Origin of the sequence: Spirobacillus cienkowskii (genome assembly GCF_037081835.1) — a bacterium.
Classification (GTDB): Bacteria; Bdellovibrionota_B; Oligoflexia; order Silvanigrellales; family Silvanigrellaceae; genus Silvanigrella; species Silvanigrella cienkowskii.
Genome location: NZ_CP146516.1, coordinates 1,245,607 through 1,270,261, shown reverse-complemented (window position 1 = coordinate 1,270,261; position 24,655 = coordinate 1,245,607). Strand labels below are relative to the sequence as shown.

The 24,655-nt window shown below is 33.8% G+C and carries 22 protein-coding genes; 12 read left to right on the top strand and 10 right to left on the bottom strand.

The window, feature by feature from the left end; genetic code table 11:
• Window position 1: 1 nt before the first annotated feature.
• The 5 genes from Spiro2_RS05595 to hemH all read right to left on the bottom strand — a co-directional run bounded on the left by Spiro2_RS05595 (window position 2) and on the right by hemH (window position 6,224).
• Window positions 2-997 carry an SMEK domain-containing protein gene (locus Spiro2_RS05595; RefSeq protein WP_338637602.1) on the bottom strand — a complete coding sequence of 332 codons (996 nt, stop codon included), beginning with the start codon at window positions 995-997 and terminating at the stop codon, window positions 2-4.
• 129 nt (window positions 998-1,126) lie between these two features.
• A complete protein-coding gene (locus tag Spiro2_RS05590) occupies window positions 1,127-2,218 on the bottom strand; it encodes a chemotaxis response regulator protein-glutamate methylesterase (protein WP_338637601.1) in 1,092 nt (363 codons plus the stop codon).
• 85 nt (window positions 2,219-2,303) lie between these two features.
• Window positions 2,304-3,131, bottom strand: a complete 828-nt coding sequence (truA, locus tag Spiro2_RS05585) for a tRNA pseudouridine(38-40) synthase TruA (protein ID WP_338637600.1) — start codon at window positions 3,129-3,131, stop codon at window positions 2,304-2,306.
• Window positions 3,132-5,165, bottom strand: a complete 2,034-nt coding sequence (uvrB, locus tag Spiro2_RS05580; protein WP_338637598.1) for an excinuclease ABC subunit UvrB — start codon at window positions 5,163-5,165, stop codon at window positions 3,132-3,134.
• A 24-nt stretch (window positions 5,166-5,189) separates the two neighbouring features.
• On the bottom strand, window positions 5,190-6,224 hold the full coding sequence (gene hemH, locus Spiro2_RS05575; RefSeq protein ID WP_338637597.1) for a ferrochelatase: 1,035 nt from the start codon (window positions 6,222-6,224) through the stop codon (window positions 5,190-5,192).
• Window positions 6,225-6,500: 276 nt separating this feature from the next.
• On the opposite strand from hemH, the gene Spiro2_RS05570 reads away from it, so the two are divergent.
• Window positions 6,501-8,222 (top strand): ribonuclease domain-containing protein, encoded by a 1,722-nt coding sequence (locus tag Spiro2_RS05570; protein ID WP_338637596.1) that lies wholly within the window; start codon window positions 6,501-6,503, stop codon window positions 8,220-8,222.
• A gap of 40 nt (window positions 8,223-8,262) precedes the next feature.
• On the opposite strand, the gene lon is transcribed toward Spiro2_RS05570, so the two are convergent.
• From lon to clpP, 3 genes are all read right to left on the bottom strand, one after another.
• Window positions 8,263-10,707: an endopeptidase La gene (gene lon / locus Spiro2_RS05565; protein ID WP_338637595.1), complete on the bottom strand. Its 2,445-nt coding sequence runs from the start codon at window positions 10,705-10,707 to the stop codon at window positions 8,263-8,265.
• Between the two features lie 168 nt (window positions 10,708-10,875).
• Window positions 10,876-12,252, bottom strand: a complete 1,377-nt coding sequence (gene clpX, locus Spiro2_RS05560; protein ID WP_422398030.1) for an ATP-dependent Clp protease ATP-binding subunit ClpX — start codon at window positions 12,250-12,252, stop codon at window positions 10,876-10,878.
• 18 nt (window positions 12,253-12,270) lie between these two features.
• Window positions 12,271-12,879: an ATP-dependent Clp endopeptidase proteolytic subunit ClpP gene (gene clpP / locus Spiro2_RS05555; protein WP_338637592.1), complete on the bottom strand. Its 609-nt coding sequence runs from the start codon at window positions 12,877-12,879 to the stop codon at window positions 12,271-12,273.
• A 227-nt stretch (window positions 12,880-13,106) separates the two neighbouring features.
• Between clpP and hemB the strand changes: the two genes are divergently transcribed.
• The 10 genes from hemB to Spiro2_RS05505 all read left to right on the top strand — a co-directional run bounded on the left by hemB (window position 13,107) and on the right by Spiro2_RS05505 (window position 22,333).
• Window positions 13,107-14,120, top strand: a complete 1,014-nt coding sequence (hemB, locus tag Spiro2_RS05550) for a porphobilinogen synthase (protein ID WP_338637591.1) — start codon at window positions 13,107-13,109, stop codon at window positions 14,118-14,120.
• Between the two features lie 29 nt (window positions 14,121-14,149).
• Window positions 14,150-14,695, top strand: a complete 546-nt coding sequence (locus Spiro2_RS05545; RefSeq protein WP_338637590.1) for a TIGR00645 family protein — start codon at window positions 14,150-14,152, stop codon at window positions 14,693-14,695.
• A gap of 91 nt (window positions 14,696-14,786) precedes the next feature.
• The gene (locus Spiro2_RS05540; protein WP_338637589.1) at window positions 14,787-14,957 is read left to right on the top strand and encodes a hypothetical protein; all 171 of its coding nucleotides are present in this window, start codon (window positions 14,787-14,789) and stop codon (window positions 14,955-14,957) included.
• Between the two features lie 56 nt (window positions 14,958-15,013).
• Window positions 15,014-15,502, top strand: a complete 489-nt coding sequence (locus tag Spiro2_RS05535) for a substrate-binding periplasmic protein (protein ID WP_422398021.1) — start codon at window positions 15,014-15,016, stop codon at window positions 15,500-15,502.
• Between the two features lie 68 nt (window positions 15,503-15,570).
• Entirely contained in the window at window positions 15,571-17,493 is a 1,923-nt protein-coding gene (gene mutL, locus Spiro2_RS05530; RefSeq protein WP_338637587.1) for a DNA mismatch repair endonuclease MutL, read from the top strand.
• Window positions 17,475-18,476: a tRNA (adenosine(37)-N6)-dimethylallyltransferase MiaA gene (miaA, locus tag Spiro2_RS05525; RefSeq protein WP_338637586.1), complete on the top strand. Its 1,002-nt coding sequence runs from the start codon at window positions 17,475-17,477 to the stop codon at window positions 18,474-18,476. The genes mutL and miaA overlap by 19 nt, the downstream gene beginning before the upstream one ends.
• Window positions 18,477-18,668: 192 nt before the next feature.
• Window positions 18,669-19,442: a transcriptional repressor LexA gene (gene lexA / locus Spiro2_RS05520; protein ID WP_338637585.1), complete on the top strand. Its 774-nt coding sequence runs from the start codon at window positions 18,669-18,671 to the stop codon at window positions 19,440-19,442.
• Window positions 19,443-19,792: 350 nt separating this feature from the next.
• A complete protein-coding gene (locus Spiro2_RS05515) occupies window positions 19,793-20,749 on the top strand; it encodes an ABC transporter substrate-binding protein (protein ID WP_338637584.1) in 957 nt (318 codons plus the stop codon).
• Window positions 20,750-20,791: 42 nt separating this feature from the next.
• Complete coding sequence (locus Spiro2_RS05510; RefSeq protein WP_338637583.1) at window positions 20,792-21,628, top strand: ABC transporter permease subunit; 837 nt, start codon at window positions 20,792-20,794, stop codon at window positions 21,626-21,628.
• 27 nt (window positions 21,629-21,655) lie between these two features.
• On the top strand, window positions 21,656-22,333 hold the full coding sequence (locus Spiro2_RS05505; protein ID WP_338637582.1) for an ATP-binding cassette domain-containing protein: 678 nt from the start codon (window positions 21,656-21,658) through the stop codon (window positions 22,331-22,333).
• Here the strand turns inward: Spiro2_RS05505 and Spiro2_RS05500 are convergent.
• Window positions 22,330-22,842, bottom strand: a complete 513-nt coding sequence (locus Spiro2_RS05500; protein ID WP_338637581.1) for a hypothetical protein — start codon at window positions 22,840-22,842, stop codon at window positions 22,330-22,332. The genes Spiro2_RS05505 and Spiro2_RS05500 overlap by 4 nt on opposite strands.
• A 150-nt stretch (window positions 22,843-22,992) precedes the next feature.
• Here Spiro2_RS05500 and Spiro2_RS05495 point away from each other — a divergent pair, with 150 nt between their 5' ends.
• Window positions 22,993-23,658 carry a hypothetical protein gene (locus Spiro2_RS05495; protein ID WP_338637580.1) on the top strand — a complete coding sequence of 222 codons (666 nt, stop codon included), beginning with the start codon at window positions 22,993-22,995 and terminating at the stop codon, window positions 23,656-23,658.
• Window positions 23,659-23,665: 7 nt separating this feature from the next.
• Here Spiro2_RS05495 and Spiro2_RS05490 read toward each other — a convergent pair whose 3' ends face one another.
• Window positions 23,666-24,640 (bottom strand): NAD(P)/FAD-dependent oxidoreductase, encoded by a 975-nt coding sequence (locus Spiro2_RS05490; protein WP_338637579.1) that lies wholly within the window; start codon window positions 24,638-24,640, stop codon window positions 23,666-23,668.
• Window positions 24,641-24,655 lie beyond the last annotated feature (15 nt).

Here is a 24,655-nt window from a genome sequence, read left to right as displayed (position 1 = left end):
ATTATTCCTTTTTATTAGGAAAAACGTTACATCGTATTATTTGATCAACCATAAAGAATTTTATTGCATTTTCATCATATTCAAGGTTATCATTAGTAAAATATTTTGTGTATTTTTTAACAAGTACATTAAGTGCATCCTTAGCATTACCTTCATGTTCAGAAAGAATATTATCACTACATAACTTTAAGTGCAATCCAAGACGCCGAATTCTTGTAGAACCTATATTTGACATTCTCATGACTTCATCTAGCACTTTACCATATTCCATATAAAGTTCTTGATATTCATTCTTTAAAAAAACAGAATGCTCAGAAAATCGATTATTAATTTTACCATAAGGATCTGGTTCTTCAATAAAACCATTGCCCGCTGATGGTTGATTTTCGTCGCTAAGATAGTTTATTAATGAAATAAATGTTTGTATTTCTTTTTCTAAAATTTTTTCTCTTGATAAATTTACTCTGATTTCTTTACTCAAAAATGAACGGACTTCTTTAATACGATCAAGAGAAAAACCATTAATATCACGAGTAATTTTTTTTATATCCCAAATATCTTTTTTAATATCAAGCTGATATTTTCCTGGTTCTCCTATAAAATTATACTTATGATTTATTTTATTTGTTAAAATTAGCATTATAAGACGATCATAATTATGATATAATCTCTTTTTAATAAAAGCTGTTACAGTTGTTTTTGTTTTACAAAGATCGGGTGTTGAAGTAACTTGAAATGCAATTTTTTTTGAACAATCAGCAAGATCGATTGCGCTTGCATTATGGTCAGTTATATTAATGTTTTTTAAATTATATCCGTATAATAAATTTAAAAAATCTCGAAAAAAATTTTCTGAATGGATATTTATGTCATTAAGATTTATGGAATTTGAGAGCTCTATCTTCTTACTTAAGATAGAAAGTAGAGTTATAATTTCATCCATGTCATTTTTGCGTTCGATGATACTATCTCCTATATATTTTCTACAAAGATGCAAATATTACAAAAACCCTTAAAATCTATTAGATGATATTTATCATCTAATAGATTTTAAACAGAGAAAAATAGTTTTAAAAATTTAATTTTGTCAAGTAAAGTCATATTTAGTTTTTTTTAACAATTAAATTTACATAAACTTATGTGAGCTTAATGGTGATGTTTTAGAACACTCAACAATAATTCTTTCTGCGATCTTCTGCAAGGGTAGCACCACATCAATGGCTCCTTTTTCAATTGCAACCCTTGGCATACCAAATACAACGCTTGTTTTCTCGTCTTGTGCTATATTAAAGCTTCCTGCTTTTTTCATTTGTAATAAACCATTAGAACCATCTGATCCCATCCCAGTTAAAATAACGCCTAAAGCTTTTTTACCAAGGTGCTCGGCAACTGATAAAAATAATGGCTCTGCCGAAGGACGAACTCCATGAATAAGAGGCCCTTCTTTAATTTTAACAAACAATTCGTGGCCAATCCGAGACACTTCCATATGCTTATCGCCTGGAGCTAACAGTGCTTTTCCTGGTTCAATTTTTGCATGATCAACAGCCACTTTGACCTCAAAACGACACACATGTGCTAGTGTTTCTGCATAGCTTTCTAAAAATTCTTTTTGCATGTGCTGCACAATTAACGTAGCAGGAATATTTGCAGGCAACTGACTTAATACAAATTTTAACGCTTCTGTCCCACCAGTTGATGCGGCAAAAGCCAAAAGTTGAATTCTTAATTCTGGAGGCAGTAATTCGATATTTTGTGGCTTAGGAGCAAGTTTTTCAATAATTTGATTAGAACAAATTGCAGACGACACTAAACGAACTTTGGTAATAAACTGTTGTGCAACTTTTTTTATATCTGTCCCCGGAGATAAAATTTGTTTTGGAAAAATATCGATTGCTCCCAACTCTAAAGCTTTTAAGGCATTTTTAGAATTTTCTGTTGCAAAACTGCTGACAATAAGTGTTGGTGTGGGTTGCTCTTGCATTGCTTGCTGCAAAAAAGTCAAACCATCCATTTTTGGCATACGCAAATCTAGCGTCATGACATCTGGGCGTAATTTTTTTAATAGCTCTAAACCCATAATTGGATCGGGAGCATCACCAACGACCTCTATTTTTTCATCATAGGATAATAGACTTGTAAAAAATTTGCGCATTGAAATAGAATCATCAACAATTAATACACGAATTTTATTTGGATTACTTACAGAAGTATTCAAAAAATCTCCATAACTTTTGCAGCAGAAAAAATGTATATAAATTATTATAATTTGTTTTTTGCTGTTTGCAAAAGAAATGCCAATTTTAAGAAGGTGTAATAAAACGAGCCTTTTCTTGCAGTGCTATTTGTAGTTTTTCTTGTAAATAAAATACTTGCATTAATGAAAGTGCCTTAGCAGGGGCGCACATTCCTGTTTGTGTTCTGTCCTTATGCAAAAAAGCGTCGGTTATGGTATTCTTGTGAAGTTGGCCATTTGCAATTTGCACTGCCGTCCCAACAATATTACGAATCATATTTTTTAAAAAACCATCCCCCCAAACATCAACAACCAACAGCTCCGGACATAGAGGGTGACTCCAAGCATCAATATTAAAAATCCGTCGAACCGTTGTTTTAGCAGAACAATCAGACGATCGAAATGCTGCAAAATCATGCTCACCAATAAATTCTTGCAAAGACGATTGAATATCAAATAACGAAAGCTTTCCTTTAACATGCCAACATCTGGGAGTATAAAAACTATGCTCTGCAAAGCCATACCAAATTAAATAACGATAATGTTTGCCCAAAGCATGAAAACGAGAATGAAATTCTGATGCTACAAACTCAGCCGCATAAATTGAAATAGAAATCTTTAAATGAGAATGCAAAATTCCATTTAAACCCTTTAAAATTCTTTCTTCCGTTAAAACCGTGTCCGTATAAAAATTTAAAACATAATGCTGTGCATGCACACCTGCATCCAATCGACTGCAACCAACCAGTTCTACCTTTTCGCGACTTAAAATAAACCAAGCGTTTGTAAGGGCTTCCTGAACAGTAAAGACATGAGGCTGGTACTGATAACCACTAAATTTTTCTCCATTCCATGATACTGTTAATTTTAAGTTCCGTTTTTGATTCTCAATCATTTAGTGTTCACCTGAAAGCAATAGAAGTTGTTCTTTTAAAATTTTAACTTTATCTCGCAATTCTGCCGCAAGCTCAAAATCAAGTTTTTGAGATGCTTTAAGCATTTCTTTGTGCAATTTTTGAATATGTTTTTCGAGTTTTTTGGGATTTTTTAATATTTCAAAATTTTCGAGATGAGAAACTGCTTGCAATAGTTTCTCTTGAAAATCATCTCCAAAATCTAAATTATAAATTTTGCGTAAATTTTCTGGAATTTTTTTTAAAATTGTTTGCGGAGTAATATCATTTGCTGAATTATACTCTACTTGCATTTTTCTCCGTCTTTCGGTTTCTTCAATACAAAATTTCATACTGTCTGTTAACTTATCAGCATACAAAATCACTCTTCCATTAACATTGCGCGCAGCACGCCCCACAGTCTGCACCAAACTTGCGCGACTGCGTAAAAAACCTTCTTTATCGGCATCTAAAATTGCAACCAATTCGACTTCTGGAAGATCAAGACCCTCGCGCAAAAGATTGATACCAACAAGAACATCAAACAATCCAAGTCGCAAATCGCGCAAAATTTCAACACGCTCTATACTGTGAATTTCAGAATGTAGATATTTAATTTTAATGTTCATTTCTGCAAAATAAGACGTAATATTTTCTGCCATTTTTTTTGTTAACGTTGTAACAAGCACTCTGGCTTTATTGGCTACCACTTTTTGAATTTCAAATAGCAAATCATCAATTTGCCCTTGAGCAGGTTTAACCTCTATTTTAGGATCAATCAGTCCAGTTGGGCGAATAATCTGCTCCACCACTTCTGTACCTGCTCGTGCCAATTCGTACTGTGCTGGTGTGGCAGAAACGTAAATAGTTTGACCCATTCGCATTTTAAATTCATCAAAATTAAGTGGTCTATTATCGAGCGCCGAAGGCAAACGAAAGCCAAAATGAACGAGAGTTTCTTTTCGTGAACGATCGCCACGATACATACCGCCAATTTGCGGAACCGTAACATGACTTTCATCAATGACAAGCAGATAATTTTCTGGAAAATAATCAAGTAATGTGGCTGGAGGCTTTCCTGGTTGTCTGCCATCTAAGTAGCGTGAATAATTTTCTATCCCTTGGCAAAAACCAATTTCTTTAATCATTTCGATATCATGAAGTGTTCTTTGTTCTAGCCTCTGGGCTTCAATCAGTTTGCCTTCAGTTTTAAACGCATCACGACACGCAATGAGATCTTGACCAATTTTCAACACAATGTCTTCGATCTGTTCGTCATCCATAACATAGTGAGTTGCTGGATAAATATGAATTTTTGAAACTTGTTCAAGGATAGTGCCTCGTAGAGCATCAATTGTTGCGAGTTTTTCTATTTCATCACCCCAAAATTGCACCCGAACTGCTTTTTCATTTTCGGAGGCTGGAATAATTTCAACAATATCACCACGCACACGAAACTTGCCACGTTCTAATGAAATGTCATTTCTTTTATACTGAATAGCAATTAACTGGCGAATAAAATTGTCACGCGAAAGTGGTGTATTTTTAGTTAAAATAATTCGAGAATTTAAATATGCATCAGGCGCTCCTAAACCATAAATACAGCTGACTGAACTGACAATAATCACATCTTTTCTTTCAAATAAAGATTTTGTCGCACTGTGGCGCATTTTATCAATATCATCATTGATGGAAGCAGTTTTATCAATAAATGTATCTGTACTTGGTACGTAGGCTTCTGGCTGATAGTAATCATAATAACTAATAAAATATTCTACTGCATTATTGGGAAATAATTCTTTAAATTCTTGAAAAAGCTGTGCTGCTAATGTTTTATTATGCGCAATAACGAGTGCTGGCCTTTGTGTTTTGGCGATAACATTTGCAATTGTAAACGTTTTCCCCGAACCTGTAACCCCTAATAAAACTTGTTCAGCAACACCATTTTCTAATCCATTTACAAGTTTTTCGATGGCTTGAGGCTGATCGCCCATCGGCTTTAACGACCACTCGGTTTCAAATTTTTCATCGCTCATTATTTAACCTTGTTTAAAAAATTCTCAATTGAATTCAAGAATCATGTTTGCCACCGCTTTGGCCCAAATAGGATGCGAATTTAATGACGGCACCAATAACAGTTCTTCGCCTCCAATAGAAATCCACTGTTCTCGCAAGCGCATACCAATTTCTTCAATGGTTTCAAGACAATCTGCAACAAATGCGGGACACATGACTGCGATTTTTTTTACACCCTGCTGCGCTAAAGAATGAAGAATTTCATCAGTATAAGGCTGAATCCAAGGTGTTCTTCCGAGCCTTGATTGAAATGAAGTGGCATACTTGTCTTTCAACAAACCAAGACGAGTGGCTATTGCAGTTGTTGTAGCGTAACATTGTGCACGATAGCAATAAGAATTATGAGTGTTCATTTTATCACAACAATGTTTATGATTTAAGCAGCTTTTTTCTTTTGATTTGTCTGATTTTTTAACATGACGTTCAGGTAATCCGTGATAACTAAATAACACAAAATCGGGTTGAAATTCATTAATTTTTTCTTTTGCGATATAAGCAATACTGTTAATAAATTCTTCTCTTTGATAAAAAGCAGGGACATAAATTAATTGCGGCACATTCCAAAATGAATTGACAATTTTGCCAACTTTTTCAAAAACTGTTCCTGTTGCTGCAGAAGAATACTGAGGGAATAAAGGAAAAACAATTATTTTTTCGACTCCTTGAGCAACAAGTTTTTCAATTGCACTTTGGATAGAAGGATTTTGATATCTCATACATATTTCAATTTGAAATTGAGAACCTAATATTTTTTTTACCTCCTCTTTTAAACTTTTGCTATGAACCATGAGTGGCGATCCTTCGGACAACCAAATTGACTTATACGCCTCCGCTGATTTTGGGCTCCTAAATGGCAAAATAATAAAATGCAATAACATAAAACGAACCCAAGCAGGGATATCAATGACTCTAGGGTCAGACAGAAACTCTTTGAGATAACGTTTGACATCTTTTACAGCAGGTGAATCAGGCGTTCCTACATTAACGAGTAAAACACCAGTAACTTTACGAATTGTCATTTTTTCTTCCTAATTTAAAATTATATTGATAAAGCAAAAACTAATAAGTTTTTTACCCAAAAAAGAATTAGCATAGCATAATAACCTAAACCACTTTTCTTTAAAAAAAGATTTAGAGTAAACAACATACAAATCTTATTATTTAATTTTTTTATTTTTCTATTAATTTTTATTTAAAATTTATTTAAAAAAATAATTTTTCATGTTAATGCAAAATCCTATTTTTTGATGTTTTAGTAACATCAATTTTTTTAGAAAAAAAAACACGGAGGTTTTATGTTTTTTAAAAGAAAATTAGGTAACTACACGACTTCAGTATTGTATTCATTATTAGCGGGAATCAGTTTGCAATCCTACGGATTAAGCAACCAAATTTACTGTACAAATTCAGAAAATCATTTCAATCAAAAAAAGTTAAGTACAATTCCTAACTTTAGTTTTGAAACACTGTTTACTCCTGAATCAAACTTAAATTTAAATGGCAAAGCGACAGAATTTAAAACCATTCAAAATGAAAAATTTGAACTGTTTGAGGTTTTACTTCCGCGGCATTACCGGGAATTAGACTTAAAAAATGGACTTGTAAAAAATTTCTTAAATGAAATTGAAAATAAATTATTAAACTCAACAGAAGAAAGAATTTCTTTAAAACGCCTTGTTAACGTATTAAAAAATCAAGTATTTATTGAAGACATTACAATCAACCTATTTTTAGATAAATTGACCCAAGAAATTAATGAAAAATTTGATGAATTTTATAAATTCGATAACTTTAGCAAATTAGACATTGAAAATATAAAAAGCAAAATAAGTATTTTTGTTGCAGATTTTAAACATAAAAACATTGTAGACATAGAACAACTTGATAATTACACAAATTATTTGCTATCAGAACTTGAAATCCCTAATAGTCACTTATATAAAATTATTAAAAATCTTCCAGAAAAAGACAAGAAAGATGTCATTCTAACTCAACTTAGAACTCCTAATAGTAAATTATTAAATCACTTAAAATATGTTAAAAATTTACTTCCATTATCTAAACAACAAAAAGAAAAAATTCGCAATAAAATTAAACAAGAATTAGAAAATTATGATAGTCAGCTAAATTTGCACCTAGAAAAAATTAGAGAAAAACTATTCGACTCTCATATTATCCACGATGATGTATTAGAAGAGTATCTAGCTGCATACCCTAGAACACATTCTGATAGACATGAAACTCAATACTACTATCAAATTGAAACAAAAAAATTAAATAGTGTTTGCGCCAAACTTATTAGCACATGTACTCAAAGTTTTGGTACAAAATTTTCGATCATCAATGCGCACTCTTTTAATTATAACAATAATAAAGAATCAAAATGGCTACCAGTAAAAATTAACAATTCTGTTTGCAGTAACTTTAGCTTTAATAATAATAAAAATTTAAATATTCCTGCTAAAATCATTATTGACAACTTAATTTCTGAATTGATTTTTGAAAATCTATTTAGTGTAAGTTTTAATAACTTAACATTTCACAAAAATATTCATGAACGCGGATTGCCTTCTAGAAATAAAAATAGTGGATCAAGTCAATCCACGACCTGTGCACTAAAACCGAGCGCAGATGAAACATTCAAAGACGATAACAACAACGAACCTGCCACAGACAATGATGGCTGGAGTGTTGCATATCGCAAGTCGCCAATACCTGAACGCTTTATTTACAAAGCACTAGAGATAGTTGATAAATTAAAAACTCGAGACAGAAGCGTCTTAAAACAAGGTAAGATGTTTAAAAATCACGAGAAAAGACTACCAAATGGCGGCTACTACTATGAATTTGATGTTGTTTGTGAAGAACAACGGGGACGCCGGGATGCCAAACGTCTTGTAATAAACATTAATAATCTACAATGGTGGTACACAAAAGATCACTACCAAAGCTTTGTCTTTGATAGTCAAAAGGATAAAGATATTGTTGAAAGAGTTATAAAAGGCTCAAAACAATAGCGAATACAAAATAACTTTTTAAGTTATTGTTAAAAACCATTCAGGCAGACATATTTTCGTCACTCGAAACAGATCCTCTTTCTTGCCGCATGTCTGCCGGATCATCACACATAAAATTACTAATATCTAAGCATTCTTGCAAAACATCTTCAAGATGCGACACAAACTTCACATCTATTCGACGTCTTATCGTAAGCGGAAGTTCGGCAAACGATCCTTTGTTTTTTTCTGGTAAACACACTTTACGAATTCCAACGCGCAATGCTGCAAGGATTTTTTCTCTGACTCCTCCTATTGGCAAAACCCTTCCATGTAACGTTATTTCGCCAGTTACGGCAACATCTTGCTTTACGGGTTGCTCAGTAAGAGCTGACACCAACGCCACACCAATCGCTGTTCCCGCACTAGGCCCATCTTTAGGAATCGCACCCGCAGGAACATGCAAATGAATATCTTCTGTATTAAATTTGTTGGGATCAATTTTTAATTCTTTTGCTAAACTCCGCACACAACTTAACGCGGTCTGTGCCGATTCCTTCATGACCTCACCAAGTTGTCCAGTTAAAATCAACTTTCCAGAACCTGGTAGTAGCTTAACCTCTAGTTGTAAAATTTCGCCTCCAGACTGGGTGTATGCAAGTCCAACTCCAATGCCAATACTCTTTTTTAAGATATCGTGATCGTCTGTAAAGTAACGCTCTTCACCTAACAATTCTTTTGCTATTTTTGCAGTCACTTTTACAAGTTTGCGATCTTTACCTTTTTCGTCATTCTCTGCAATATACCTTGCTAACTTCCGTGTGATCATTGCAATATGTTTTTCTAAACTGCGCAATCCCGATTCGCGAGTGTATGCGTTAATCACTAAGTTAACCGCAGCATCATGAAACTGCACCAATTCTGGATTGAGTCCATTTTGTTCAATTACTTTTGGAATAATATATTGCCTTGTAATTTCGGTTTTTTCTTCTTCACTATAGCCACTCACTTCAATAATTTCGAGTCTGTCTCGCAGTGGTGCAGGGATTGTGTCTAACCGATTGGCATTGGCTAAAAAAATAATTTGACTCAGATCAAATGGGACAGATATGTAATGATCTGAAAAATTACAATTTTGTTCTGGATCCAACACTTCAAGCAATGCGCTAGCCGGATCGCCTTTATAATCAGCACCAAGTTTATCGATTTCATCCAACATCATCACAGGATTTCGGGTACCAACTGTTTTCAGAGTTTGAATAATACGACCTGGCATTGCGCCAACATACGTACGACGGTGCCCCCTGATTTCTGCTTCGTCACGAACACCACCTAGGCTAATACGGACAAATTTGCGGCCTAATGCACGCGCAATGCTGCGCCCCAAACTTGTTTTGCCAACTCCTGGAGGTCCAACAAAACACAATATTGGGCCTTTTAAATTTGGATTGAGTTTTTTAACTGCAATATATTCTAGAATTCTATCTTTTATTTTATCAAGACCATAATGATCTTCATCTAATATTTTTTTACAATGGGACATTTCAATTTTTGAATCGCTGCAATTTGTCCATGGTAAATCAACCATCCATTCAATATATGTTCTTGTTAATGTTGCTTCACTGGAGTCTTGATTCATGCGCTCTAAGCGTCTCACTTGCTTTAAGCTTTCAGCTTGACCTTCAACGCTCATTCCTGCTTTTAACACTTTTTCTCGGAGATCTTCGATTTCTTCTTTGCCATCTAACTCACCAAGCTCATGCTTTAATGCTTTTAATTGTTCTCTGAGATATTGTTCTCTCTGATTTTTTGCGGCTTCGTCGCGCACATGATTGTAATACCGAGATTGAGTGTAAGACTCTAATTCCCGAAGAAGCAGTGTGTGCACCTTTCTAAGACGCTCAAAAGGATCTGCCGTAGCCAAAACTTTTTGCGCATCCACAATTTTTAATCCCAAATTGCTGGCAACCAAATTTGCAAGTCTTCCAACATCTGTAACATCTTCAATGAGCATTAACAGATCGGGAGAGATAGAGCGCCCAAGAGGAGCGATTTTTTCGAGCTGTTCTTTAACAGAACGGCATAATGCATCTCCTTCTTGGGAAGGATCTTTATCTAATAATAGTTTCATATTTACAATTGGATAAGGCTCAGACTGTTTTAATCCTAAAATAATACCTCGAGATACCCCTTGAATTAACACCTTTGTCCGGCCATCGGGTAACTTACGGGTGCGCATCACAGTGGCTATAGTTCCCACATCATACACATCAAATGGCGGAGGCGTTGACACTTTTAACTCAAAAAATGAATCATGCTCTCGATTGACTTCTGAACGAAATGCCGACAGAAAAATAAATCTATCTTTAGCACACGCAGCATCGACAGCTCTCATACAGATATCTTCTGAGACAAATACTGGAATAATCATCTGAGGGAAAACAACAATATCTTTCAACGGCAACAAAGGAAGACTATCTGCGACTTTATCGATTCCTTGTGTCATAAAATAAATTCCCCAAATACATTATTATGAGCAGTCTCAATATTTATTCTCTTATTTATTTTTACAGAAATAATAAAACCGTGTGAGTCGCAAAAATGGCGTGAACATGAAAAATTTTGCAGAGCTGCGAGACAACACCGCAAAATTTTCGGGGAAAAATTAATTATTTTATTTTTTTGCAGACGTTTTTGCTTTAGCCGCAGTGGTAGAAGCTGTTGAAGACACAGAAGATTGAGAACGCGAACGTTGTTCAAGTCTTTGCTGCATTTCTTCTTCAGTTAATAAAACTCTATCTGGCATTTTACCTTCACGAATACATTCTGCAGTAACAATAACCTGCTTGACATTTTTTTGTCCAGGAATATCAAACATTGTTTCGAGCATCACATCTTCAAGAATTGCGCGCAAACCACGCGCTCCCGTTTTTCTTTTAATCGCTTCTTGCGCAACAGCAATGAGGGCATCTGGAGTAAATTCTAATGCAACACGCTCATAACTAAACAATTTTTGAAATTGCTTCACAATTGAGTTTTTGGGTTGTGTTAATACTTGAACAAGAGCCGACTCATCAAGCTCAGCAAGGGTAACAATAACTGGCAAACGACCCATAAATTCTGGGATCATCCCAAACTTCAAGAGATCTTCGACGCGCACTTTAGCAAAGAGGTCTGTCACCGACATTTTTGCTTTATTTTTAATATCCGCACCAAATCCCATTGCGGTTTGTTCCATGCGGTTTCTGATAATTTCTTCTAGTCCCGCAAATGCACCTCCACAAATAAACAAAATATTTGTGGTATCCACTTGCAAAAACTCCTGCTGTGGATGCTTACGTCCACCGCGCGGTGGCACATTGGCAACAGTGCCTTCAAGCAATTTGAGCAACGCTTGCTGCACGCCTTCACCTGAAACATCTCGAGTGATTGAAGTATTTTCACCTTTGCGAGCAATTTTGTCGATTTCATCAACGTAAGCAATGCCTTTTTGCGCTTGTTCAACATCAAATTCAGCCGCTTGAAGCAAGTTGAGTATAATATTTTCAACATCCTCACCAACATACCCTGCTTCGGTCAAGTTTGTTGCGTCAGCAATTGTAAATGGAACCTGCAGAATACGTGCCATACTTTGCGCAAGAAGAGTTTTGCCTGAACCCGTTGGACCAATTAATAAAATATTACTTTTTGCGAGTTCCACTTCTTCTTTGTTTGCACTCGCGCCATGTTCAATTCTTTTATAGTGATTATGCACCGCAACAGACAAAACTTTTTTTGCTCTTTCTTGGCCAATGACATATTCATCCAACACTTTTTTAATTTCATTGGGGCTAGGGACGCCTTCTGCAATATGCGAAGCATCATCCTTTTCCATTTCTTCTGCGATAATTTCATTACAAAGTTCAATGCATTCATCGCATATATAAACATTTGGACCTGCAATCAGCTTTTTAACCTCTCGCTGGCTTTTACCACAAAAACTGCAGTGCAAACCATGAGAGCTTCCCGATCCGCCACGTCCTGACGAATATTTAATTCCTTTTTTTATCATATCCATTCACTACCTAATCTAAAGGCCCGTAAAAGCAACGCGGTCCGCTCGCGGCATCAAAATATCGTCCACCAACCCATACTCCTTAGCTTCTGCTGCAGACATAAAAAAGTCGCGATCAGCATCGGCTTCAATTTCTGCTACATTTTTACCTGTATGAGCTGCTAAAATCTGATTTAATCTATTTTTCAAAGATAAAATTTCTTTTGCTTGAATTGCAATGTCAGTTGCCTGCCCCCCTGCTCCACCATGAGGTTGATGGATCATCACACGACTGTTAGGGAGAGCATACCGTTTTCCTTTTGCTCCAGCAGCAAGCAACAACGCGCCCATGCTAGCGCACTGGCCAACACAAAAAGTTCGTACTTGAGGACGAATGACTTGCATTGCATCATAAATTGCCAAACCTGCAGTGACACTCCCACCTGGGCTATTTATGTAAAAACTAATATCTTTCTCAGGATCTTGTGATTCAAGAAATAGAAGTTGCGCAACAATTAAATTTGCAACTTCATCAAAAACAGGAGTTCCAAGAAACACAATGCGATCTTTTAAGAGGCGTGACCACACATCATAAGAACGTTCGCCGCGATTCGTTTGCTCGACAACTATAGGGACAAGTGGCATAAATCTTCTCCAAAAAATGTGTGGTAACCAAAAAATTAAATTCACTAACCAACAATAAATATATCCTAGAGTGACTTTTCCTGCAAAGATGATAGAAAAAAACTTTGTGAAGGAATTTCCCTGTTGAGCGCGTTAAGTATAATTTGCATAACGCACAAAGCAAGAAGTTACTTTTAACAACCTGAGGACACAATGAACCCCACGATGATTTTTTTCATGGAGCAAAAATGACTTTACCTCGGCCCGCAAACAAATTAAATATTGGAAATTCGCACATTCGCATGCGGAGGCTTCGTACAAATCCAAATATCCGCTCACTCGTAGAAGAGCATTGTTTACATCGATCAGATTTCATCTATCCAATTTTCATTTCTGAAAAAGGAACAAGTATTTACGAAATTCCTTCACTCCCAGGAATTCATCGTATACCTCTACAAGACTTAATCAATGAAATCAAGGAGATTAAAGAGCTTGGCATAAAAAGCATCATGCTTTTTCCAGTGATTGATTCTTCTTTAAAAGATTCAATTGGGTCAGTAGCTTATCATCCAGATGGATTAATTCAGCGCGCAATTCGACTTATCAAAGAAACAATCCCCGAAATATTGATTTTTGCAGATATCGCTTTAGATCCCTATACAACCCATGGCCACGATGGAATTACCGATGACAACGGTTATGTGCTCAATGACGAGACTGTCGCGGCACTTTGTAAACAATCTCTCTCTTACGCAGCATGTGGAGTGGATTTTGTCTGTCCAAGCGATATGATGGACGGCCGAGTGGCCGCAATCCGCGCAGCACTCGATCAAGAAGGCCAAACCGCAATAGGAATACTCGCTTACAGTGCAAAATTTGCCTCGGCATTTTATGGCCCTTTTCGAGATGCCATCGCAACGGGGGCTCGCAACATTGATAAAAAAACGTATCAACTTAGCCCCAATAATTCGCGCGAAGCAGTTCGTGAAGCAATCTTGGACATAAGCGAAGGCGCTGATATTATTATGATAAAACCAGGATTGCCTTATCTTGACATCGTAGCGCAAGTCAAACAAAAAAGTGAAGTTCCAATTGCAGTGTACCAAGTGAGTGGAGAGTATTCGATGCTAAAAATTGCTGCACAAAATAACATAATTGATGAGCATAAGGCCGTATACGAAAGCCTTATTGCCATGAAACGCGCTGGTGCTGATATTATTATTAGCTATTATGCCAAATGGGTTTGTAAAAATTTATTATAAAAGATATTGTTAAAGAATGGAATTAAATCATGACCACCTCAAAAAAAATCAGTGCAAAACTAAAGCTAGAAAATGGTATTGAATATGTTGTTTTTGCCAGCAGATGGCTACAAGCTCCATTATATATAGGTTTAATTGCAGTACAAATTATCTATTCATATAAATTTATTATTGAACTTATTCATATTGTGCAACTTGCAAATACCAGCACAGAACTGCAGTTACTCTTAGGAATCTTATCTCTTGTCGATTTTACAATGGTTGCTAATCTTTTAGCGATGGTGATAATCGGAGGATATGCAACTTTTGTAAGCAAACTCAATTTAGACAATCATGATGACAAACCAGATTGGCTTGAGCATATTGATCCAGGTACAATTAAAGTGAAACTTGCAAGTTCATTAATTGGGATTTCTAGTATTCATTTGTTACGTACTTTTATTGACATTGCGGAATCAGACATAGAAAAAATAAAATGGCAGATAATTATTCATATTACTTTTATTGCTTCTACTGTTTTTTTAGCACTAAGCGAATATATCATGTCAAAAAAATATGTGCAAAAAGGACATTAATTTTTTTAATGTCATAGTTTTTTTATTTTTTTATGTTACGATTTAAACGCTTGTTAATTTATTTCACATTAACTATAAGTGTGGTAAAAGTATGAAAAAAATATTATTTATTTTACTCAGTCACATTTTTTGCTTACAACTTTTTGCCAATACAAAAAATACGGCGGTTTTTGGAGTTTCACAAGAACTGCCTGGTATTATTGAAGAAGAGGATGATGCAAAAATAGTTGGCCGCTTTTTGAACGCGTTCAAAAAGCGTTAAAAAAAGCCGATTTGCCCGAAAATATAGCATTATATCCTTGGCCAAGAGCTTATGAGATGGCCAAAAAAAATAAAAACTATTATATTTTTCCAATAGCTAAAAACGCTGAACGCGAAAAACATTTTATTTTTGTGGGTGTTGTGTTTAATATCAATACCTATCTTTATCAAAGAAGCCTATCGGATATTAAAATTAAAAATCTTGAAGACGCTAAAAAATATACTCTTTGTGTTGTGAGAAATGATGTTCGAGATCAATATTTAATAAATAAAGGATTTACAAATATTATTCGTTTTGCCGATCAAGAAAGTGTTGTCCATGGTTTAAATACTCGCAAATGTGATCTGGCAATTTGCTCAGAAAACATCGAGTTTATTTGGAAAAAAAATTTAAAAGAAAAAACCGAAGGGCAAATCAAAAAATTATTTTTAGTTAAAGATATTGACCCCAAACGTTACCTTGCTTTTAACAAAGATTCTGACAAAGAGTTGATTGATAAGTTTAAATTGGTATTAAAAGATATGAAAATTGAAATTAAAAAATAAATTAAATTCATCACCTCTCCTTAATTTTTAATTAATAGCTAAATAATATTTATAATGCGAGGAAAATTTTGGAACAAATTGAAATTAAAAAGTTACCAGAAAATCTTATTAATCAAATAAAAGCTGGAGAAGTAATAGAAAGACCATATAATGTTGTTAAAGAATTAGTCGAAAATGCGATTGATGCAGCTGCCAACCAAATTTATATCGAATTGCTTGATGGTGGTAAAAAACTCATTCGCATCACTGACAACGGCATTGGGATTGCCCCAAATCAACTCCTTGTGGCTCTAGAACGTCATGCAACCAGTAAAATTACACAATTTTCTGATTTAGAATCTCTCTCGAGCTTTGGATTTAGAGGAGAAGCGCTGCCGAGTATTGCCTCAATTTCTGATTTTTCTATTAAGTCTAAACCAAGACAATTAGAAAAAGGCAAAGAAATAAAATTACACTTTGGCAACACCATGACCGAAAATGAAATTCCAATGAACACAGGAACAATCATTCAAATAAACAATATTTTTGAAAATGTTCCTGTTCGCTTGAAATTTTTAAAATCAACAGCAACAGAATTTGCACATATTCACGATTTTTTAACTGCAATCGCTTTAGCAAACCATAAAATTTCATTTAAATTTTTGCATAACAGTAGAGAGGTTTTTAATTATACTCAAAAAAATAGTGTTTTAGAACGCTTTCAAGAGGTAGTGGGAATAACGGAAAGCAAAAACTTTTGTGAAATCAATTTTCAAAGAGGCTCTTTTTGTTTGCAAGGCTTTGTCGGCTTACCGCAAATCGCAAAACAGACACCCAGTCATTTTATGACCTTTGTGAATGGACGCTATGTAAAAGATAAAGTCATCCGTTCAGGAATTTTACAAGCTTACCAAGGATTAATTTTAAAAGGTTTGTTGGCTCCTGCTATAATTTTTGTGACAGTTGATCCTGCATGGATAGACGTGAACGCGCACCCTTCAAAAACAGAAATTCGATTTTTTGATCCCTTGGCAATTCAAGAATTGATTTATCTAGGAATTGAACACAATCTCAAACAAGAAATTCAAAAAAAAGCGGTTGCTCCAAGTATTGATAAAAAGGTGTTTACCGAAAATTACGGTATGACTTTCTCTCCTTCTTTGTCAAAATTATCACAATCCGTTTTTACTCCTAAAGAAACAAATAATTATACCAAGACAGCAATACTAATTCCAAAATTTGAAGAAAAATCTTTAGGCACACAAGTTGCAAAATTAAAACAAAATCTTCAGTACAATACAAAACCTACTTTTGAAACTATTTTACCAACAGGGTCGCCTAATATATTTGAATCTGCAAAACTATTAGGACAATATGCCAATTGTTACATTTTAATAGAACTTAACAGTGAATTGTGGATTATTGATCAACATGCATTTCATGAAAGAATTTTATTTGAAGAAATATTAACAACTCACTTAAAACAAAAAATTGTAAAACAAGATCTCATTACACCAATGATTATTCCTTTAAATAAAGTAATAAGTACAATTATTTTGGAGCACGAAAAACAAATTAGCTCTTTAGGTTTTAACTTTGAAGTGTTACAAAATGGGAATATTGCAATACATAGCTTTCCAAACCTCTTGCAATTAAATAAAGTAACAGAAACTTTTGATGAAATTATTGCAAGAATTATTGCAATTCATGGCTTACCACAGTCTGAAGTGCACCCAATTCTTGAAAAAGCTGCGAGCCTTACTAAAGGGATACAAAATGAATTTTTACGATCTCCTACAGAATTAGGTGAAAAAGAAGTCTATCATATGCTATTTGCAACAATGGCATGCCACAGTGCGGTGCGCGCAGGAGATCCTCTTAACGATGAGCTGATAAAAAGGCTGTTAAATAGAGCGAAAGATGTTGATTTTTTTGCACATTGCCCGCATGGAAGGCCCGTGATTCGAAAATTTACCAATAAGGATATTGCTTCGTGGTTCCAAAGAATTTAATTGACTCCACTCCTTTTTTTGCGATTGTGATCATTGGCGCAACAGCAAGTGGTAAAACAGCTTTTGCGCATTCTCTTTTTCAAACACTCAAAGAACATTCCATTGATGCCTCGCTTGTAAACTTAGATGCATTTCAAATTTATAAAGGGATTTCTGCCGGAACCGCAAAACCTTCTCTCTCTGAAATAACCCAATTTGATTATCATTGTCTTGATATCGCAAATCCAAACGAAAACCTTGATGCCAATACCTTTGCCGCTCACGTTAATAATGCGTGTACCCGTATCTGGCAACAACAACGTATTCCCATCTGTGTTGGCGGAAGCGGCCTATATCTCCGGGCTTTTCTTCATGGACTTGATCGTTTACCGGGTCGTGACCTTGAGTTTCGCAACTCTATTAGAAAAAAAGCGGAAGAGAAGAGCTGGGCATGGTGTCATGAAATGTTAAAACAAGTTGACCCAATTCGTGCTGCTGAGTTGCATCCTAACGATAAGACACGAATTGAACGGGCGCTCGAAATTTACCACATTACAGGCTCTCCCATGAGTTCGTTGCGCTCCAAAACAACCTCACTAGAAGTACAAAATTTGCTATTTCCATGCCTCATTATCCACATGGAACCTTCTGATAACATTTTAAAGATGCGTATTGAAAAACGTGTTCCAGAGTTATTTCGCTCTGGCTGGTTAGAAGAAGTGAATGCATTGATAAATCAATATGGCCTAAATCCATTAAAAGAGTTTCATAGTATGAAAGCAATAGGATACAATGAAGTGATAAATTATATACAATCTCATGAGTTATCTAATTTCATTGAAAATACAGCGACGCTCCCGTCTTCTGAGTTAATTGTAAAAATTAGTACACTAACATGGCACTACGCAAAAAAACAAAGAACCTGGAATAACAAAGAAAAAAAGATCTCTCCATCTGCGATGGAGAAAATTTCGATTTTAATGTCGCTATCAATAAAATTTTAAAATTTTCTGTTGATCAACATAATTAATAAATTGTTTGAACATCAAGACTACAAAGAAACAAAATTACACAATTGTTACTTTTTTGAAAAAACATTTTATGTTTTTACCAGAAATTATTGACTATCAAAATATATTGAGTATAAAGGTTGCCATACACTTATATGGTGTTTATTTAATTAGTTAGGAGTTCTTATGTTACAACTCACTCAAGTCCAACTCAAAGTCCTAGAATATATTTTTCAACACATTAAAACCTCTGGAACTCCACCAACAATTCGTGAAATTGCAGGTTTTTTTGGATGGAAAGCAATTGCCACTGCCCAAGATGTGATTGCTGCATTAAGAAAAAAAGGAATGCTTCATTCACCGCTCCCAGGTAAATCAAGACAATTTGTTCCCACAAAATCAGCAACAGACTTTATAAGTCAACGGAATCTAGCATCCTCTCAAGAACCTGAATCATTGGTGGGCAAGACAAACCTCAGCAAGAAAGAAAGCGCTCCAAGTTCTTTAGAAGTTCCATTATTGGGATCAGTCGCGGCAGGTATTCCTTATGAAGCAATAGAGCAAGGAAATGATTTTATTTTATTTCCAAATGTTTCAGCCAGTATGCAAAATAAAAAATTATTTGCTTTAAAAATTGACGGATATAGTATGATAGAAGCAGGTATGTTACCTGGTGATATTGTTTTAGTAGAAAAAAATCAATGCCCAAATAATAATGACATCGTGATCGCATCGATTGCGAATTCAGAAACAACTATTAAAAGATTTGTAAAATATGGCTCTAAAATTTACTCAGAAAATATAATTAAACTCAACTCAAACATTCAAACGATCCCACCCCCAGCGCTTCTCGTTGCAGAAAATCCAAGTTTTTTACCAATTGCTTTTGGTCTTCAAGAAACAGACAAAACAATCGGAATTGTCCGTTCCTTGTTTCGCCCAAGTGTTAACAATATCTAAACTTTAACACACCATAACTTTTTTAAAATCCTCTTGCCATGTTAGTCAAATACCGTTAAGCTTATTGGATTATGCTTTTTAGCCTAACAGTTAAAATATTATCTGTTGCCAAAAAAGTAGTTCGGTCATGATTTTGATATGGAGAAGTGAAATGCTAACGCGACCACCAGTTTTATTGAGGTCTTTAATACACAATATAAAACGTAATATATCAACTTCTTTGATGTCTTCTTATTTTGCCTATCGATTTTATTATTAAAAAATCCTTTTATTAAAAATTTAATATTTTACATTTTTTTTCTTAATACTTTTATTTTGTATGTAAGAAAAATTTTAGGAGTGTTGTTATTATGAATAAAAAAACGCTTGGCATTATGTTGTTACTTATTTGCTCATTGCTAGCAATAATAATATTAAAGAGACAAAAAAAAGATACAAATAAACAAATAACCATAGGAATACTTCAGTATGCTTCTTTTCCAGCTCTTGATGATGCAAAAAAAGGATTCTTGCTGCAAATCAAAAAAGATTTTGGAGAAAACGTCACTATTATTGAGCATAATGCTCAAGGCTCAATAACACAAGCACAAGCTATCGCTGCAAGCTTTAAAGCAAACAAAAATATTTCTGCTTTTTATGCAATTGCATCAGCATCTGTTCAAGCTCTTAAAGCTGAAATTAATGATAGACCTATTATTTTTGCAGCAATTACAGATCCAAATAAATTGCACCTTCGAGAAAATGGAACAAATATCACTGGTACAACTGATATGGCAAATATCGAAAAGCAAATTAACCTAATTCATAAATTATTACCTAACATAAAAAAAATTGCGATTTTATATAATCCTGGAGAATTAAATTCTATAATTTTAGTAGAAAAAATGAAATCAGAATTAATAAAATATGATATTTCTTTTCAAGATAATGGAGTCAACAGCATCAGTGATGTAGCAGCTGCTGCGATGCATGCTGCACAAAATGCGGAAGCTATTTTAATTCCAACAGACAACACAATCTCTGCAGCGTTTCCAATTGTAAAACAAATCGCCAATAAAGCAAATAAACCAATTATTACAACCTGGACAGGAGAAGTGGAAACACCTCTTTTGCAGTTTGGCGTTGATTATATTCAATCTGGAATTGAAGCCGCAAATCTTACAAAAAAAATCTTAATTGATAAATTAAATCCTGCTGAAATCGAAATTATGACACCTAACAGTAAAGTTTTAATTAGCTCTGTTGAAGCAAAAAAATTTAACATCATAATTCCACAAGAGCTCAAAGAACACGTTATTAACAATTAAATTAATCCTTGTTTTTATCTTATTTATTTTTAGGAAGTGATTATGTCTAGTTTATTACCAGTATTTATAGGAATATTAGAACGAGGATTAATTGGATCAGTTGTGGTCATGGCGGTCTATCTTGCATCTCGTATTATAAAATTTGATGATTTTAGCATTGAAGGGACATTTGGTTTAGGAGGCGCTATCGTTGCATGGAGTATTTTAAATCACAATTTAAATCCATGGTTTGCTCTTATCCTAGGAGCATTATGTGGTGGATTATTTGGTATCATAACCTCTCTCTTGCATACTAAGCTTGGACTGAATCGTTTAATAGCAGGGATTGTGATTACCACAATGCTTTTCTCTTTGAGCATAAACATTGCTTCTGCTAATGCAGCATTAGGAACAGCGACCACAATTTTTACTCCATTGAATCACTATCCATATGCTACTCTTGGTATTTTAGCTTTTCTTGTTTTTAGTATTGCTGTTATTTTTATATGGTACATGAAAACAGAAAGTGGCTTTCTATTAAGATCCACAGGAATCAACGAACAGTTTGTGACTTCACTTGGCAAATGCGTGCCACTTTATATTGGAATTGCATTATTTCTTGCAAATTTTCTAAGCGCACTAGCGGGTGGACTATTTGTACAGTATAGCGGATTTTTTTCTGCATATGGGAATGTCGGTATTTTAATTGCGGCATTAGCAGGCTGTATGATTGCTGAACTCCTTGCAATTAATATGTTTATAATGGCAATTGTCGGATCAATTTTTTATCAATTGATTATTGCGACAACAATTGAATTACAAATTGAACCTTCATGGCAAAAATTAATAACAGGACTTCTTATTGTTGCTATTTTAATAGTAAAAAAAATAAAAAAATAAATTTATTACTTGACAGGATTAAAAACTATGTTTTCTCTTAAAAATGTTTCTGTAAATTTTGGGGAATTTACAGCACTACATAATATCAATTGCAATATTAATGAAAATGATTTTATTTTAATTTTAGGACATAATGGCGCAGGAAAAACGACTCTGTTTGATTCTGTTTCAGGAAAAATAACACCAACATCTGGAAAAATTTTTCGTAATACTCAAGATATCACAAAGATGTCAGAAATGAATAGAGCCAAATTTATGAGTAGAGTATTTCAAAATACGTATTTAGGATTGGTTGCAACCATGACTGTTGCCGAAAATTTAGCGATGGCACTTTTAAAAACTAAAAATGCTGGGTTTAAAAAAGCGATTAAAAATTATCCAGAATATCTTGTGGAAGAAACATTAAAACCACTTGGCTTAAGATTAGAAATGCACTTAAATACCCCTATTGGACAACTTTCAGGAGGACAAAGACAAATAATTACCATTATTATGGCGACACTATGTGAACCTGATATTTTGTTATTGGATGAACCTACCGCAGCACTCGATCCCGTTTCAACAGAAAATCTTTTACAGTTTGTCCATAACTTTACAAAAAATAGAAAAATTGCAACATTAATGATTACTCACGACGAACAAAAGGCACAATTTCTTGCAACAAGACTTTGGAAACTCAATAAAGGAGAACTCATTGAAATTTAATTAAAATAAATTTCTGTCTCATAATTTTTTGTATAACAGTCTGCATTATTCATTTTCCAATCCATTCTATTAAATTTACCAGGTGCATAGGCAGAAATAATAAAAATACATGCCATTTTATTGTTTGGCACTTTCCATATTTCTCCATCATTTCTTACTGCTGTTATTGAATAAATTGATTGAAAAAACTTTTCTTTATTTACTATCAATCCAATTTTTTTATTTTTTAAATTTTCGATATTAAATATTTTATTGATTTTTATTTCTTTGCATTTATCATCAACAAACTTAATATTATTTTCATACAACGTTGCAAGCTGTATATTCCAATGATAAGTTGGATCATTATTTACTAATGTAAACCAAACATGAACTTTAGTATCTTCATCATAATTATAATAAGCAGAACATTGATTATTGAGCTGATTTAATTTATCATCATAAAATAAACCAAAAACTTTTAATGTTAAAAATAAAAAAGGAGACATAAGTAAATAATTTCTTTTCATAAATTTTCCTATATTAAAAAAAAATTATAAATTTAAAACATCTTTCATGTCAAGATAAACTGTTAAAAATTTGTACAATATTGAATTTTGACTTAGTATAAATTTAGTATTACTTTAAATTTATACTTAACTTAAATTGAAAGGACGATAATGAAATATAGTTTATTTATTATTTCAATATTTTTTTGTAATTTAGGATTTTCCAAGACAATGATTTATGATTCCTTAAAATACCCATTGGAATTTTGTAGCCATTATATACTAGCTTCTGTGAATGGTTATATACAAAATTCACAATCAGATTTAATTATACCAGAAAAAGAATTTTTAGGCGAAAATTTTTATTTAAGAAAAACTCATTATGGATCTTATTACTCTTTAGGAATAGTTGAAATATCGACAAATGATAAAAATAAATGTAAAAAAAATATTTACACAAACGATCCATTCTATATTATATTTAAAAACCAAATTTTTGCAAAAAAAAAGTACTTATCCATATCTGACCAGAATTACTACTATTTAAGCGAAAATCCTGAAAAAATGTTTACTTTTTTTATGGCAGAAAAGCAATTTGAAAATAAAGGAACGGCTGTTTATCTAAATTACAAAGATAATTTAGATAATAATAATTTTATAAATTGTGTTAATGATTACTGGTGCAGAACTTCGCCGCAAATTTCCGCATTATTATCTTTACGATTAATACGGGTATCAGTTGCAAAATATGAAAAAGCCAAAGAACCTACAAATTTAAAAAATCCAACAAAAAATTCAACAAAAAAACCAACAAAAAACCCAATACAAAATCCTTAAATTATTATTATAAATACGGAAAATTATCTTGAATGTATTTTTTAGCATGATTTATACCTTGCATCACCTCAGACGTTCCTGGACCAATTAATTTCATTTTTCCAGGATAGGTGACAATATCACCCGCAGCATAAACCCCAGGAATTGAAGTTTGTCTATTATGATCAACAATAATAGAATTGTTTTCCATTGCAATTCCCCATTCTTGCACCACTTCCAAGTTAAACAACAAACCTATCGCAATAATAATTTCATCAATTTCTAATTTTTGTAACTCACCTGTTTTGGTGTTTTTAATTGTTGCTGATTTTAAATGATCTTGACTGCCTTCTAATTCACAAATTTCTGAAAAAGTACGAATTTCTGCATTTGATGAATAGAGTTTTTTTGTTGTTTCTTCATGAGCATTAAAACGATCAGATCTGTGCAACACATATAAATCTTTACATTCGTTCACAATCGTTAACGCCAAATCTAAAGCACTATCACCGCCACCAACAACAAGCACTCTTTTATTTCTAAACGTTTCTAATGAATGCACACCATACCAAACGCCTTTGCCTTCAAAATCACGCAGATTTTTTATATCTAAACGACGTGGTATATGCGCTCCCATCCCCAAACACAACACAACTGTTTTTGAATGCATCACTGTGCCATTTTTAGTTTCTACACATAAAATATTATTTTTATTTTTACGAATCAACACAACATCTTCATTTAAGCTACTTGGAATATTGTAAGGTGTTGTTTGCGCATATAGATTTTTATAAAGATCTTTACCACGAATTGCAGGTATACCAGTTATGTCATAAACCCATTTTTCAGGATAAATAGCAGTTAACTGTCCGCCTAACTCATGTCTTCTATCAATAAGTCTGACAGACATGTCTCGTAGTCCCCCATAATACGCTCCAAACAAGCCTACGGGGCCTCCACCAACTATAATGGTGTCATAACATTCTAGAAATCCGCCGTTCACTAAAAATCCTCCTAA